Origin of the sequence: Pseudoalteromonas sp. HF66, from assembly GCF_011806445.1 — a bacterium.
Lineage (GTDB): Bacteria > Pseudomonadota > Gammaproteobacteria > Enterobacterales > Alteromonadaceae > Pseudoalteromonas > Pseudoalteromonas apostichopi.
In genome coordinates, this window is the sequence record NZ_JAATOU010000005.1 from 55,882 (window position 1) to 71,623 (window position 15,742).

The 15,742-nt window shown below is 41.9% G+C and carries 12 protein-coding genes; 8 read left to right on the forward strand and 4 right to left on the reverse strand.

What is annotated here, in order from left to right; translation table 11 throughout:
- Nucleotides 1-164: 164 nt before the first annotated feature.
- On the forward strand, nt 165-2,465 hold the full coding sequence (locus tag HCZ11_RS07060) for a TonB-dependent siderophore receptor (RefSeq protein ID WP_167658021.1): 2,301 nt from the start codon (nt 165-167) through the stop codon (nt 2,463-2,465).
- A gap of 58 nt (nt 2,466-2,523) precedes the next feature.
- The gene (locus tag HCZ11_RS07065) at nt 2,524-4,464 is read left to right on the forward strand and encodes a phytase (RefSeq protein WP_167658022.1); all 1,941 of its coding nucleotides are present in this window, start codon (nt 2,524-2,526) and stop codon (nt 4,462-4,464) included.
- 58 nt (nt 4,465-4,522) lie between these two features.
- Here the strand turns inward: HCZ11_RS07065 and HCZ11_RS07070 are convergent, their stop codons facing one another.
- The 3 genes from HCZ11_RS07070 to HCZ11_RS07080 form a co-directional block, all read right to left on the reverse strand.
- Nucleotides 4,523-6,109 (reverse strand): L-lactate permease, encoded by a 1,587-nt coding sequence (locus tag HCZ11_RS07070; RefSeq protein WP_167658023.1) that lies wholly within the window; start codon nt 6,107-6,109, stop codon nt 4,523-4,525.
- Nucleotides 6,110-6,203: 94 nt separating this feature from the next.
- A complete protein-coding gene (locus tag HCZ11_RS07075; RefSeq protein WP_130050931.1) occupies nt 6,204-6,788 on the reverse strand; it encodes a YqaA family protein in 585 nt (194 codons plus the stop codon).
- Nucleotides 6,789-6,847: 59 nt separating this feature from the next.
- Complete coding sequence (locus tag HCZ11_RS07080; RefSeq protein WP_167658024.1) at nt 6,848-7,756, reverse strand: GGDEF domain-containing protein; 909 nt, start codon at nt 7,754-7,756, stop codon at nt 6,848-6,850.
- A gap of 239 nt (nt 7,757-7,995) precedes the next feature.
- Here HCZ11_RS07080 and HCZ11_RS07085 point away from each other — a divergent pair, with 239 nt between their 5' ends.
- A complete protein-coding gene (locus HCZ11_RS07085; RefSeq protein ID WP_167658025.1) occupies nt 7,996-9,228 on the forward strand; it encodes a TMEM143 family protein in 1,233 nt (410 codons plus the stop codon).
- Between the two features lie 141 nt (nt 9,229-9,369).
- A complete protein-coding gene (locus HCZ11_RS07090) occupies nt 9,370-11,409 on the forward strand; it encodes a S9 family peptidase (RefSeq protein WP_167658026.1) in 2,040 nt (679 codons plus the stop codon).
- Nucleotides 11,410-11,442: 33 nt separating this feature from the next.
- Here the strand turns inward: HCZ11_RS07090 and HCZ11_RS07095 are convergent, their stop codons facing one another.
- Nucleotides 11,443-12,573: an ROK family transcriptional regulator gene (locus HCZ11_RS07095; RefSeq protein WP_167658027.1), complete on the reverse strand. Its 1,131-nt coding sequence runs from the start codon at nt 12,571-12,573 to the stop codon at nt 11,443-11,445.
- Nucleotides 12,574-12,727: 154 nt separating this feature from the next.
- On the opposite strand from HCZ11_RS07095, the gene fucP reads away from it, so the two are divergent.
- From fucP to HCZ11_RS07115, 4 genes are all read left to right on the forward strand, one after another.
- A complete protein-coding gene (fucP, locus tag HCZ11_RS07100; protein WP_130050926.1) occupies nt 12,728-14,041 on the forward strand; it encodes an L-fucose:H+ symporter permease in 1,314 nt (437 codons plus the stop codon).
- A gap of 59 nt (nt 14,042-14,100) precedes the next feature.
- On the forward strand, nt 14,101-14,472 hold the full coding sequence (locus tag HCZ11_RS07105) for a hypothetical protein (RefSeq protein WP_175580399.1): 372 nt from the start codon (nt 14,101-14,103) through the stop codon (nt 14,470-14,472).
- Nucleotides 14,472-14,852: a hypothetical protein gene (locus HCZ11_RS07110; RefSeq protein ID WP_167658028.1), complete on the forward strand. Its 381-nt coding sequence runs from the start codon at nt 14,472-14,474 to the stop codon at nt 14,850-14,852. Before HCZ11_RS07105 ends, HCZ11_RS07110 begins: the two co-directional genes overlap by 1 nt.
- Before the next feature lie 84 nt (nt 14,853-14,936).
- Nucleotides 14,937-15,707 (forward strand): ABC transporter substrate-binding protein, encoded by a 771-nt coding sequence (locus HCZ11_RS07115; RefSeq protein WP_167658029.1) that lies wholly within the window; start codon nt 14,937-14,939, stop codon nt 15,705-15,707.
- Nucleotides 15,708-15,742 lie beyond the last annotated feature (35 nt).

Consider the following 15,742-nt stretch of genomic DNA (forward strand, 5'->3'; position numbering starts at 1 on the left):
AGCACTGTATTTACCTTAAAAAGATAGGGTTATTGCAGCTCAAAAGTGTTTTTAAAACCCTCTAATCACTTGTTTTTACTACCTGTTAGCGATTTTCTGTCACATTTGCGTCATTTAAGCTGCGTACTTTGCTCGTCAAACCAAGGACAATCAGGAGCAACCCCATGAAACAATTTAAAACGAAGGCGTTAGTTAGCGCCCTCGCCTTATGTCAATTTGCCGCTTACGCACAAGATGAGCAAAGCAGCGAAGAGAAAAAAGTAAAAGTCTCTGAAGAGCTTGTTGTATATGGCGAAATCGGTTATCGCAACCGCTCACAAGAGCTGGCACCGACGCTTGAATATTCACAAGAATACTTTCAACGCTTTGAACCACTTACTGCCGGTGATGCATTAAAACGTGTACCCAGTGTGACGTTTTTATCAGATGTTTTAGAGTCTGATGGCGCGCGTATGCGCGGCTTAAGCCCCGCTTACACAAAGGTCCTTATTAATGGTGAAGAAGTACCTGGTGCTGGTGCTGACCGCTCATTTTTTGTTGACCGTATTCCTGCTGAGCTAATTGAGCGTGTTGAAATTATTCGTGCTTCAAGTGCAAACCGCTCTGCAGATGCCATTGCCGGTACTCTAAACATTGTATTGCGTGACGGTTACAGCCTAGATGGTGGTTACCTTCGTGCGGGTGGCCTGCGTTATGACGATGGCGAATTAAAAGAAAGCTTTGCCGGTGTTTACGGCACTGAGTTTGCTGGTGGCCGTTTGTTACTTGGCGCTAACTTACAAGGTCGTTATAACCCAAAACAGAAATCAAGCTTACGCTATGGCGACAGCCCTGAAAATAACGCCAATTACAAAACCGAAGAATTCGATAACCGCGAAGATCAATCAGATACTCGTGACGGTGACGATACTTCGCTAAATGCCAGCTACGAAATAGCCTTTGATGATGGCAGCAAGTTCGATATCAGCGCAATTTGGGTTGATACCGACCGAACTGAAGATGAGCGCTCATTCGAATATGATGACCCAACAGCAATCAATAACTCGATTGTTGAAGGCGGTAATCTTGAAACAGACAACGCCAATGTATCTTTCATCGATCAAACCAACTACAACATCAACTCGGGTTATGAGTTACCCCTTTTTGGTGGCACCAGTAAATTCAAGCTTGGTTTTGCAAGCTTTGAAGAGTCTGTTTACGAGCAAGAAGTAGAAATCGATACTTCTGAGCTGCCTATGGTGTTTGAGGAAGAAGAAGAAACCGTAGACCTTGATGACAAAGAATGGTCATTACAATGGCAACACAGCCTATTTGCAGGCGAGAACAAAACGATTCAATTCGGTGCCTTTGTACAAGGTAAAGAGCGAGATACCGCCGTCTATCAAGCCGAAGATGAAAGCGAACAAAGCTTTACAAGCTGGGATCAGTTCAGCAAAACACCACTGTCATTGGCAGGCTTTAACAACGAGTTTGAAGCAGCCGCTGGTGGTGTAAATAAACTCGAAGAAGACCGCCTCGATGTATTTGCATTAGTTAAGCACGAAGACCAAGACTTCTCGTGGGAGTTAGGTGTACGCTATGAAACAACCGACTCAACCATTACTGACAAAGCAGAAGGTGTGAGCGCTAAAAACGATTATGACTTTTTCTTGCCATCGGCACACTTACGCTACAACGTCTCAGAAAACGGCCGTGTGAGTGCCTCTGTAGCGCGTAGCTTACGTCGCCCTGATTTTGACTACATCACCCCCGCTCTACTTGAAAAAGAACTAGGCGATAACGACTTTTTAGGTAACCCAGACCTACAACCAGAATCATCGTGGGGTATGGACTTAGGTTATGAGTATCGCTTAGGTAAAAGCGGCGTCGTGGGTATCAATGTGTTCTACCGTGATGTTACTGACCTTATCGAAATTGCCAATACAGGCCAGCAAGGGTCAGAAGGTGATGGTACTTATATTTTGCAACCTCGTAACACCGGTGATGGCAATGTTCAAGGTATCGAACTTGATTTATCAACCCCGTTAAGCGCTATTAGAATGCCAAACACAGGAGTATTCTTTAACTACTCATGGCTCGATTCAGAAGTAGATGACACCTTTGGTAGCCGTAAATTCAACGACCAATCTGACTACGTATTTAACGTTGGTTTTATTCAAGACCTGCCTGATTTAGGCGCTTCATTCGGTGCAACTTACCGTAAACAAGGTGATGCTTATGGCCGCATCGTAGGTGAAGAAGTAACCACACACTACGGCGCAGACCTTGAAGTATTCGTAGAAAAACGCTGGCAAGACGTCACGCTTCGTTTAGTAGGTTCAAACCTACTAGATGCAAGTAAAGACGAAACCTTTAACAAGTTCGACACCGTTGATGACCAAATCAACCGCGACTTTGACGAGTATGAACTGGAGTCTGAAGAAGCAGGCCCGGTTATTCAGTTAATGCTGCGCTACGCATTTTAATACACAAAAGAGTTTTTAAGGCAGCGCATTGCTGCCTTGTTTTATATTTGGGGATCCCATGAATTTTACAAAACCACTTAACCTTGTAGCCAGTGCAGTGATGCTAAGCACCCTAGCAGCCTGTAGCCAAACAACAGCGACCGAGGCGCCAAGTAAAAACCAATTAACAGCCTTTGGCACAACTGAAAATATGCAAGGCTCACAAGCAGCAGCCCTTGCTGATGACGCTTGGTTATTGAGCTCACAAAGCCAAGGCTTACAACTCATTGATGCCACAGGTAAACAGCACGCATTACAAAAAGGTAATTTCGAAGCGCTCTCTGTTAAAGCAATCAACAAAAATAGTTACCTTGTTGCCAGCATCGATAACGAAGCTGACCAAGCAGTCATTTTTAGCTTACAAAAAGCACCAAAATGGCAGTTAACCGAAATTAGCCGTATCAGCCCACCTAAAGCAAAACCTGAGGCTGTGTGCTTATTTGCTAACCCGACAACTCAAGCTGTGTCGGCATTTGTGGCTGATGCCCGCGGCCTTATCCGCGAGACTTTAGTGTTTGATATTGCAAACAAACGCGCATTAAACCTTGAATTACGCGAGTTTGCCGGTGTAAGTGAAACATCAGGCTGCGCGGTTGATGATAACAGCAAAACCCTTTACCTAAGTGAAGGTGAGCTAGGCATTTGGCAAATTAACGCAGATGCCGAATCTCGGGCTGATAAAAAGCCCATTGCTATGATGTCGCCATTTGGCAGCTTAGCGCCTGAAGTTGGCGGTTTAAGCACATCAGATGATGGCAGCTTATGGTTCACCACTTCTGAAGATAACCAATTACATCGCTACGAAAGCAATACTAAACGTTTTAGCAGCTGGCAATTTGCTGGAGAACTGGCAATTGAATCTGCCGCAGTGCGCTTTAATAATAATCAAGCTGACATCGTGTTATACGATGATGAATCTGGTCATTATGTAAAAGGTCAAATCGAGGGCCAAACCCAGAGACAAGCTAAGCTAAAAAATAGCGCTAAAACAACTGCTGTTACTTACATTAATGCACAAGCGCAAACCGATGCAGTACGTGCTTTTGGTGATGCCGCCGATGATCCTGCAATTTGGGTAAACCCAAGCAATGCAGCAAAAAGCCTGATTTTAGGCACCGATAAACGTCGTGGTTTAATGGTGTATGACCTTACTGGCAAAGAGCTACAAGCGCTAGAAACTGGCCGTTTAAATAATGTTGATGTGCGCCAACATGCAAGTATCAACAACGCAACGAATACCTGGATTGCTGGCAGTAACCGTACTCATAACAGCATCAGTGTTTACAGCGTCGATACTCACAATCAGGTGCAACATATTGCAGAGCTGCCAACGACTCTAAAAGAAATTTACGGTATGTGTATGTACTCATCAAACACAGGCAACTATGTGTTTATGAATGATAAGTCAGGTCTGTTTCAGCAATACAAACTAATCGGTAATAATGAGAGCGTATCAGCACAACTAGTGCGCGAATTTAGTGTTCCGAGCCAACCTGAAGGTTGCAGTGCAGATGATAAAACCGCACAGCTATTTTTAGGTGAAGAAGACGAAGGTATTTGGTTTATTGGTGCTGAGCCTACAGCAGAAAATAAACCTGTAATGCTACAAACCGTGAACGATATGCTGGTGGATGATGTAGAAGGCATGGAAATCTATCACGCTAAAGATGCCCGTTATTTAGTGGTTTCTAGCCAAGGTGATTACAGCTATGTGCTTTATAAAATTATCGATGGCAATCCCCCTAGCCTTGAGTTTGCAGGTAAATTTGCAATCAGCAATAACCTAGAGTTAGCAATCGATGGCGTATCAGAAACCGATGGCCTAACGGTGACACCGGCTGCGCTACCAGGCTACCCTGAAGGGGTGCTAATTGTGCAAGATGGTTACAACCGTATGCCACAGGCACCGCAAAACTTTAAGATTATTGACTGGCGCGAAGTAAAAAAAGCCATTCAATAAATTACTCCATAAAGGTGCTCGGTTTATCTGGGCACCTTTTTTATCTGAACATGTTTAATCAGTAAAATAGATAACTAAAGCCCCCTACTATTGCACCGTAAATTAGCATAGGCAAAAAGCTTTTCTTAAGCACAGGCCCTTCTTGGTTATTAACTCCAACAATACTGGCTACAGCAATAATATTGCTAATGCAGATCATGTTCCCCATCGCCGCACCCGTTGATTGCAACGCAAGCACTAAAGTTTCTGATAAGCCCACTTGCTCTGCTATGCCATATTGAATACCGCCAAAGGTAAGATTAGACACCGTTGCCGAGCCCGAAAAGAAAGTCCCGAGCGCCCCCAAATATGAGGCAAATAATACCCAATGTTCACCACTTACATTAGCAAAGGTGCTCGCCATATAAAATATGGGCGCATTATGGCCACCTTGCATTAAAACATTAACCATCACCAGCGCCCCAATTAAGGCAATACATGGCAGAGCAATACGCCCTAAGGTATCGGTGCACATCTGTTTAACTTGTAGCTTGCTCATTTTAAGTAACGGTACACAGATCAGCACAACCAATACAAACGGGATCAAGGCCGGTACAAATAAGGTTTTATACGACCACCCTACTGACGTACCAAATATTTCGTGTAATGAAAGGATTAGGGCTTTACTTAATTCAAATTGAGCGAAGCCCAAATGCATGCTCATCCAGAGTGTTTCGTCGTTAAGCAATGCTTTAATGCCTAGCTGATGAATACGGGTTATGACCAGCACAACAATTAACAGTAATAACGGGAATAAAGCTAAAAACAGCGCTTTTGGTGTGAGCTCAACCTTGCCTTTCATGCTTTGTATATTTACAGCTGAGTTATCTAACCCCACTCCCTTATTCGCTAAAAAGATAGTGAGCAATAGCCCCACTGCACCGCCAATCAGTGATGGAAACTCATAATTCCACTGGGCAAACAACCAATAAGGTAAGACACATGAAAACACACTTAAATAAATGAACACACTATTTTTACGAACCGTTTTCAGTGGCTGCACAATACACAGCGCAATCATAGGAATTACCAAAGCAGCAACAACATGACAAAGCGCCGTCCATCTTGAGATAGCGAGCACTTGTTCATCATCTAATTGTAGCGCCGAGAAACCAAACCAAGTAGGCGTGCCAACAGCCCCAAAAGACACGGGAATCGAGTTTAGAATCAAAGTAAAAACAATCACTTTAAAAGGCGAGAAACCAAGTCCGACCAAAATAGGTGCAGCGATGGCCGCTGGCGTACCAAACCCCGATGCGCCTTCGAGCATAAATGCAAATGCCCAACCTATGATCATCAACTGTGCAACCTGATTACTGCTAATAGATTCGAGCCAATGTTTAATCGTGGTTTCGGCTCCTGATATTGCCAACATGCGATTAAGTAAAATAGCCCCAGCAATAATCGAAATAGGCGTCATGACAGACAATACACCGGCAAACGAATTTGCAAGCAATAGCCGTAAATCAGCTTGAAAGTAAAACAGTTGAAGTAAAGCAGCGAGTAGCGCCGTTATTGGTAAGGCAATATAAGAAGCGATGGGGCTGCGTTTTACCATCATCCAGATCAGCACCAAAATAGGTAGTGCAGCCACTAGGGTATTCATGGGTCATCCTGTTGTTTTTATTAAGCGCTTTCCTTAATTCAAAGTATAGACAGGATAATCATAATCAGTATTTTTTATTTGTTAAATGAGTGTATTAAATAAGTGTACTGAGCCACCAAAGTAACAGTACTAACACAGAAATAGCGACTAACGCTTTGGTTTTGTGCTTTTGAATAATTCGCTCAGCCTGATTACCCGCGTAATACACAACCGCGGCAAGGGCAAAGTACCGGATTGAACGAGCAATGACCGTTGCCAGTAAAAATAGAAAAATTGAATATTTGGTTGCCCCAGCTGCAAGCATGGCAATTTGAAATGGAATAGGAACGATGCCGAGCGTCAGTACAAACCAAAAGCCTTGTGCTTGCATTTTTTGTTTAACTTGCTCAAATTGCTCTGGGTTTGAGAAGGTATTAATAACCCAATCCCCAACCACATCAAATAGATAATAGCCGAGGGCATAACCAAAAATAGCGCCGACAATACAGCCAATCGTCGCCATTAATGCAATTAACCAAAGCTTTTCACGACGGGCTTGCATTAACGGAACAAGTACAGCTTCAAGAGGTATTGGCACTATGGTTGACTCTAAAAATGATGCCACCGTAATCGATTTAAGCATATGTTTTGAGTCGATAAACTGCCGTGTTTTTTGCTTAAGCTTTTTAGCAATCGCCATTATTCATCCTTAATTTTTTTGTTGCGTTTTAGATTACAACAAAAACCCTTAACCGTACCTTACGGATTATGAATATAACGGCTACGACCTTGGTTTTTAGCCAAATAAAGCGCCTGATCGGCACGCTTCATAGTATTGCTAAACGTTTCTGTAGTACGTTTAATTGCTGACCCCACACTTACGCTGAGCGTTTTACTAGGAGTAACCAAAACGTTACTTGCCATACATAGCAGTTGTTGACAGGTCTGGCTCAATATTACGCGATCATCAGTTGGTACGTATAAAGCAAACTCTTCTCCACCTATACGTGCAAATAAAATAGTTTGCTCTAATGCCTTGTGGCACTGCAGCACAAAATCAACCAGTACCTGATCACCCACATCATGGCCGTACTCATCATTTATCGCTTTAAAATGATCAATATCTACAATCACAATACTAAATGGTCGGTCTTGATTCTGTTGTACATACTGATAAAAATATCGGCGGTTATAAGCCTTAGTAAGCACATCGGTTTTAAGCTCTTCCTCTAGCTGTTCACGAGTTTTTGCTAAATCTGACAATACTAAAAACAAACCAAAACCAGTGACCAACATACCAATCGTTCGACTAATATCTTCAATATAAATCCCAACCCAGATAGGTTGGAACACTAGCTCATCAAGAAAGTCAAAAGTCAGCCCAACACTCCACAAAAAAATACCAATACTTAAAAATATATAGCTTCTTTTTGCAACTACCGATGTTTGTACAAAAGCGAACATACATATGAGGATCAGTAAATTAATCGCATCTGTTAATACGCCATTGAGGTAGATATCATTTTCTAATCGATAAAAATGGTAGAGGTATATCACCACAATCATTAGTAATGACATAATAAACACGCTGATAAATAACTGCTTTATAACTAGCGGTACTGAACTTAACTCAGCTTTCACTTTGATTGTTGGGGGTTGTTTACTCATAAGAGATCACGACAACTTACTGCAATTGAACCAACATTAGCAAAGCGTGTTTAAAAGTACATGGCAAAGCGCCTGTGAATTTCAAAAACCAGCATTTTGACTGAAGAACTCAGCCTAAAAACAACCCCTTTTGCTCAGTAAAAAGCTCTACATTTACGCTATTTTCTGATAAATATCGCATTTCTGGCATCATTTTTTTATCATCTATGCGGATTCTGTTTAATACATTTACTAGCATAATGACTAACACACGATTTATTCCTTTTCGAAAACACGACATTATTAATCTTTGCCAAGTCTACTTGGGCGAACGGCAGAAAGCGTCATTTATAGAGTTTTGTGTATTACTACAAAGCGTGACACATTATCAATATCACGAGCTGTTGGAATCATTAAAAGATAATTACGCGCCATTTGACCCAAATAGCGACACCCGCACACTAAAACCGATTACCAACAAGCAACGTGCCTGCTATCAATCTGCGTTTGCAAAAGATTTTGCCACGGTACTCAATGCTGCCAACTTTGAAACCATTACCAATCAAGACTTACAAGACGCGCTTAATGAAGAGTCATTATTTAAAGTGCGTTTGGCCGTTGAGTTTGATGATTTTGCTGAAGTGGTATTTTACCGTCGTGGCGAATCGCAAAAAACCGAGACTTTGCGAAGCTTCTGGGGGCTTAAGAAAAAGCAAATTCAGTTTACTAACTACGACCGCGTTGCCGTATTCATCCGCTTTAAAGACGAGCAGTATTTTTTAAAAAAAGGCAAAATGCCGCTAGGCTTTGAGCCAAACTCAACTATCGTCAAACTATTCCAGAATGTACCAAAAGCCGATTTAGAAATGCTGTTTCCCAATAGTGAAGTAAAAATGCGCCCTATAGATAAACTCATTATTGGCTCATCAGCACTAATTGGTGGTGCTGTAGTTTTAGTAACAAAATTAGGCGCCTCAATTCTACTTCTTATTGCTATGATTGCTTTTTGGGGTGGTTGGCGTAGTGAAGAAGTGCACATGAGTCAGCAGCACTTTATAACCTTTGCAATCGGCATGGGAGTGTTTGGCAGCTTTATCTTTAAAGAGTGGAGTAAATTTAAAAACCGTAAAATTCGCTTTATGAAAGCACTGGCCGACAACTTATATTTTAAAAACTTGGATAACAATGCTGGTGTTTTTCATACCCTTGTCGACGCAGCTGAAGAAGAGGATGTTAAAGAAGCTCTGCTTGCCTACACCTTTTTATTAAAAGCCAACACAGCAATGAGCGCAGAACAATTAGATAAGAGAATTGAGCAGTGGTTCAACGAACAACACAATTGCCAACTCGATTTCGAAATTGATGATGCCTTAAACAAGCTCGTAAAGCTTGAGCTGGTTAATCAGCAAGATGACGTTTATACAGCAGTTGATTTAGATAAGGCCAAACAGCGCTTAGATACGCGTTGGGATGACTATTTTAAGTTTTCCTAAGCCTTTAAAATCAGCTACTAGCACGCACAAATAGACTTTGCGTTAATTCAACTGGGGTAAATGCAACTTTATCTCAATGTGCTTGCGCACAGAATGCTCTGCTTTTAGGATAAAATTTTACGGCTAAAAAAAGACCATTCCATGCAATTAAAAAAAACAATCCTCATTGGAGCCAGTTTGCTATGCGCAGCAACGACGGCTCAGGTATATGCTAACGACAAGTTTGTCTCAGAAGATATTTTTCAACTTGAATACGCAGGTGACCCACAAATAAGTCCAGACGGTAAAAAAATCGTTTATGTGCGCAGCGGCTACGACATCATGAAAGATGGCAACAAGCGTAGCTTTTGGCTGTACGATATAAAATCTGGCCAACACACACCGCTTTTCTCTGATGAGCATAACTATAGCCAACCTACTTGGTCTCCAGATAGCAAGAAAATTGCTTTTACCAGTAACTCAAGCGGCTCAAATCAACTTCACGTTTATTGGTTAGCGCAAGACAAACAAGCATTATTAACGCAACTGCCAAAATCAGTACGTAACTTAACCTGGTCGAATGACTCTGAGCAAATTGCTTTCACTATGAGCATTCCTGAAGGTAAATCTGCGTTCGCTAAATCAGTAAAACTACCGAAGAAACCAAAAGGTGCCGAGTGGTCAAAACCTGTTAGAGTTTTTGAAAAGGCACGCTATCAAGCTGATGGCGCTGGCTTTTTAGAGCCTTCATATCGTCACGTTTTTGTTATTCCGGTTTCGGGTGGCACACCGCGTCAGTTAACATCGGGTGATTATCAGCATTATGGCCCACTAGCATGGGATCCAAGTAACACAAAACTGGCTTTTTCTGCTGATCGCAATGATGAGTGGGAGTACCGCACAACTGAGTCAGACCTTTATGAAATTAATGTAAAATCAGGTGAGCTTACGCAGCTAACTGATTTGCCTGGCCGTGAAACTAAGCCTCGTTACGCTAAAGACGGTGATGAACTTGCCTTTGTTGCCCGTGACAACGCGCCTGTGCCTTATATTAACTCAACACTATCTATGCTCGATTTAGATGATAAATCAATCAAGCATATTACTGAAAAATTAGACCGTTCAGTTGCTGATTATAAGTGGTCAGGCGATGGCGACTTTGTTATTCAGTACGATGATTTTGGTAAGCGTAAGCTCGCTAAAGTAAACAGCCGCGGTAAGGTAACTGATTTAACTGATACCGTGTCGGGCACTTCAATTGGTCGTCCGTATATCAGTGGTAGTTTCAGCATGGCCAATAATGGCGCTATTGCGTACACCACAGGCAGTGAATACCGCCCAGCTGATTTAGGCTACCTTTACAAAGGTAAAAAGAAAACGCTCACTTCATTAAACGAAGATGTGTTAGGTCATAAAAAGCTTGGTAAAGTGCACGAGCTGAATGTTAAATCGCAGTTCGATGGCCAAGCAATTCAAGGTTGGTACATCACACCACCTGATTTTGATGAAAGCAAGCAATATCCATTAATGGTTGAAATTCACGGCGGCCCACACCTGGCCTATGGCCCAAGCTTTACTGCTGAATTACAACGTTATGCCGCTGAAGGTTACGTGGTTGTGTATGTTAATTACCGTGGTTCAACAAGTTACGGTAAAGACTTTGCATTACTGCTAGACGGTAAATACAGCTCTGAAGAGGACTTTGCCGATCATAACTCTGCGGTTGATGCGATGATTGCTAAAGGCTTTATCGACAAAGATAACTTATTTATTGCTGGTGGCTCAGCAGGTGGTATTGCAACGGCTTATGCTGTTGGTTTAACAAACCGCTTCAACGCGGCTGCGATTACCAAACCGGTGATCAACTGGTTAAGTAAAACTCTTTCAGCTGACAGCTACATTGGTCAAATTCGTAACCAGTTCCCTGGCATGCCTTGGGATAATGTTGAGCATTACTGGAAACGTTCGCCGCTTTCATTAGTAGGTAACGTAACCACGCCATCATTGATCATGACAGGTGAAGAAGACCGCCGTACGCCAATTTCAGAATCAGAGCAATTCTACCAAGCACTAAAACTGCAAAAAGTAGATACCGTACTTATTCGTGTACCAGGCTCGCCACATGGTATTGCAGGTCGTCCATCACGCATGATTTCTAAAATTGAATACACGCTTGCGTGGTTCAAACAATATCAGAAGTAATAATTTAAACAGGAGTGAGCTGCTCACTCCTGTTTAAAAATAATGACGACTAAGCGCGAGTTGAGCAGAACCTATCGACTGCGCTTTTTCCCGGCACACGCCTAAGCTTACTTCACAGCTACGTAGTCCACGACTATCTAAACGTGCAAATGCTGCAATTGATAACTGCTTTAGCTGTTCAAGCGCTTTACTCGGTAACGGCGAATCAATAATCACAGCTTGCATATCTAATAAACTCAAACTGTTATGCATGGCAATACTGATAGCCTCAGCAGCTTTTTCAAGCCAAGGCTGAACTAGTCGTTTATGCTCTGTAAACTGACTGTCAGTTAGCTCGTACACTGAAATGCTAAGTTGCTGCTTATCAAACTCGCTTTGCAATGATAGTAATGAACATTGACTAAGTAACTGCTCCCGATCAGCGTTTAGCATTGAGCCTATAGCACCGGCATTACCACTTTTACCTTCGAGAAGTTGGTGGTTAATCACCACAGCCCCACCTAAAAAAGCCCCCAAATAAACATACAAAAAATCGCTGTAGTTATTAGGGTTACCAAGGCTTAGTTCTGCACAGCAGGCAGCGTTATTATCGTTACTAATATAAACCGGTAAATTAAACTGACTTTCTAAGTAACCTTTTAAGTCGAAATTTTGCCATTGACTAAGGGTATTTGTTGCAGTGTCTGAAGCGGCTTGCCATTGCCAAATATCAAACGGCATAGCGACCCCTAGCCCACACACATGTGAGCGCAGTTCAGGTTCTAATTGACTGATTAATTGTGGGATATGTGTTTCTAAGAATGATTTAAGCTCATCGACCGATGCTTCATTCACCTCAACAGATACCGATGCTCTTTGCGTGCTTTGTAAATCAACGAGTATCAGGTCGAAGCGTCGTCGACCAATTTTCAAACCAAAACTAAATGCGCCATCTGGGTTGAGTCTAAACGGCACGCTAGGCTGCCCTACTCGTCCCTTTAAAGGTGCTCCTCGCAGTAATAAGTTGTCTTCTTCTAGCTTATTAATATTTACCATCGCAGCTTGAGCAGATAAAGATAGCGCCTTAGCTATTTGCGCTTTAGGCATACTTTCATGCTGCCTAATTAAGCTTAAGATCGCACGTTCGTTACAGCTTCTCACTGTTGGGTTTAGACTGCGATTCATAACATCCTTCATAGTAAAGTCTCATGAGCGGCCTATTAGACCTGTTTGTCATACTATCTGCCACTATAAATAATAAATCAACCTAGTTGATTTATTATTTATAGTCGTGAATACTGTCGCTTACAACAATATGAACACATTAAACTGGTGAGCTATGCAAACACAGTCCGCTATTGTATCGCGCCAAATGCTTTGGCCTTTTATTCTACTTACAATTTGCTTTGCAGCTTGGGGCACTGCAGCCAATATGACAGACCCATTAGTTAAAGTTTTTAGCAAAACATTTTCGATGAGTGCGCTGCAATCTGCCTTAGTGCAATTTAGTTATTATGGCGCTTACTTTTGCTTGGCTTTACCCGCTGCAATGATTAACAGACGGTTTAATTACAAAACTGGGTTGCTAGTTGGTTTAGCCATGGCCGCATGTGGAGCATTACTGTTTTATCCCGCCAGCCAAACCATGCTCTATAGTCACTTTTTATTAGCCTTGTTTATTCTTGCGGGCGGTTTGTCTATTTTAGAAACCTCTGCAAATCCTTATGTTATGCAGCTTGGATGCGAACAAACAGCAACTCGCAGGCTCAACCTAGCCCAAGCCTTCAATCCTGTGGGTACTAATATAGGTGTTTTTTTGGCGGCTACTTTAATCTTGCCAAACTTAAATCAAGCAGATAGTGCTGGCCGCGCCCTAATGAGTGAGGCGCAATTAAAAACAGTTGTGAGTGCTGAACTGAATGCCGTAATGGTGCCGTATGTCGGTATGGCGTGTTGTTTAATCTTGCTGTGGCTATGTATCTTTTGTAGCCGATCGCCTGCAACAGTAGCAAAAGCGGCAACACCAGCTCGAAAGCTTAAAAAAACCTTTCAACATTTGTACCAAAATAAGCATTATCGATTTGGTGTGTTAGCACAGTTTTTTAATGTTGGAGCCCAAACTTGTGTGTGGACTTACACCATCGGCTATACGATGGAAGCTCTTAACACAACTGAAGTTACGGGCGGCCAAGTCTTACAGTATTCTATGTTGGTGTTTTTAGTGTCACGCTTCGTTATGACTTGGCTAATGCGCTTTATAAACGCGGCTAAATTGCTCCGTTTTATGGCCTTAGGTGCAGCCGTACTTTGTTTTGTTGTTGCAACCCAAGTTAATTTAGCTGGTGTGATAGCACTCGTTGCTATTTCAAGTTGTCTCTCTTTGATGTTTCCAACTATTTACGGGACGGCACTTGAGGGTTTAGGCGATGATGCAAAGGTCGGCGCGGCAGGCTTAGTTATGGCGATTTTAGGAGGAGCATTTTTACCCCTGATCCAAGCCGCAACTATCGATGCATTTAACACTGCTGTGTCATTTGTTGTTCCGCTCATTTGCTTTTTGGTTGTAGCTTTATATGGTCACCACAGCAAAGTAGCAGCTCACTTCGTTAAGCAAACTGATATAAAACTCCACGCAGGGCAGTTGCAGGACTAAACGCATCAATGAGATAATGCACCTCGTTTACCTACTTAAGCGAGGTGTATCATCAATTAATGGCACATATTACATTTTTCTTGGTCAAATTTTTGGCCTTTTCTGTTGGCTGTTTTGCCTGCTTTTTACTTCATGACCAAGCCAATGTTGCCCTTGTTTTATCTGCCGCTGTTACCGGTTTAGTTGGCACATTTATTCCTTTCCCGGCTCGTTTTGGAAATCACCCTTATGCAGCTATTTACGCAGGAAGCTTTGCCGGCATGTGCTCATCAAGTTTAATTGATAGTTACTGGGAACTAAGTTTTATTTCTTTGATCGGTGCCTGTCTTTATATGCTAACTATGAATCTATTTGCAGGTTTTGGTGGTCGCCTTGGTAGTGTTGCCTTTGCCAGTGTTGCTCTGTTTATGATGGCTAAAGGAGTCTTATAGTGGATATATTTATAGCACTAACCGCTTTAGCAGGTGCATTATCTACCTACCTAATAGCACATCATAATCGCTTTGATGCCATTCGAGCATCTGCTGCCTCAAGCATTATTGCTTATGGCATTTTGAGCTTATTACCAGTAAATTTAGCGCTTTACTCTGTGGTATTTTTTGGCGGGACGTTTATTGGTATGAGCGCACCAAAGCGCTTTGGATTCTTCACGTTAACTATTTCTTCTTTACTATTTTCTATCTTATTTGAATACTTAGTCCCTCTATTGGATGGCTATGGTGGTGCACTAGGCTTGAGTGCCTTTTTATCGGTCTGTATTTGCCACATGGGCATTTTAATGGGCGCACCACGCAGTAAGAAAAGCAATTAAATATTCCAGGCCTTTTAAAAGCCTATACCTTTGCATTAAGATTTATTAGTATGTTAATTGTTTATTTATAAATAATGGATATTTATGCCGTTTCGCTCATTACTGATTGCTATCATGCTTCTGTGCATCAGTTGTGCAACTGCTGCGGATAATTTGACCTTTATTGCTGAAGACTTGCCTCCATACCACTTTATTAATCAGCAAGGCGAAGCAGATGGCGCACTTATAGAAGTTATTGAAGCTACTTTAGCGCAGGCAGATCTAGCGGGTGAGTTTAGAATAATGCCGATGGCTCGGGCTTTTCATGAGCTTGAAAACAATCCAAACATACTAATGATCTCGCTTTTAAAAAACCCAGCTCGTGAAGCTAAATTTAAATGGCTGGGGCAAACGTATTTCTCTGATGCTTATTTAGTTGATCTGGCTTCTCAAAGTCAAAACCATGAAGTAAAAAGCCTAAAACAAGCTGAGAAATACCGCGTTGCGACTATACGTGGTTATTCCAGCGAACATTATTTAAAGCAAGCAGGATTTAGTGAAGATAAAAACTTAGTGTTAGTAAGTCATTATCATCAGCTGTGGCAGATGCTTGAAAAAGAACGAATCGATTTTGTACTAACCAATACACTCACCCTGCAAAATGAACTTGTTTTATCAAATGTAGAAGCTAAAAAAATTCATAAAAGCCTTCACTTAGATGACTTTCCTTCAGAGCTTTATTTAGCTGCAAACTTGAATTTAAATCCTGAAACGGCAATGAGGTTAAGCATTGCACTTTCGACACTTAAAGAAACAGGTCAATACCAAGCCATTTTAGAAAAGTGGCAGCTCCCTCTACCCACAGCCCCTAAATAACGCAAATTTGAAATCATTTTTTAATTCGAGAATAA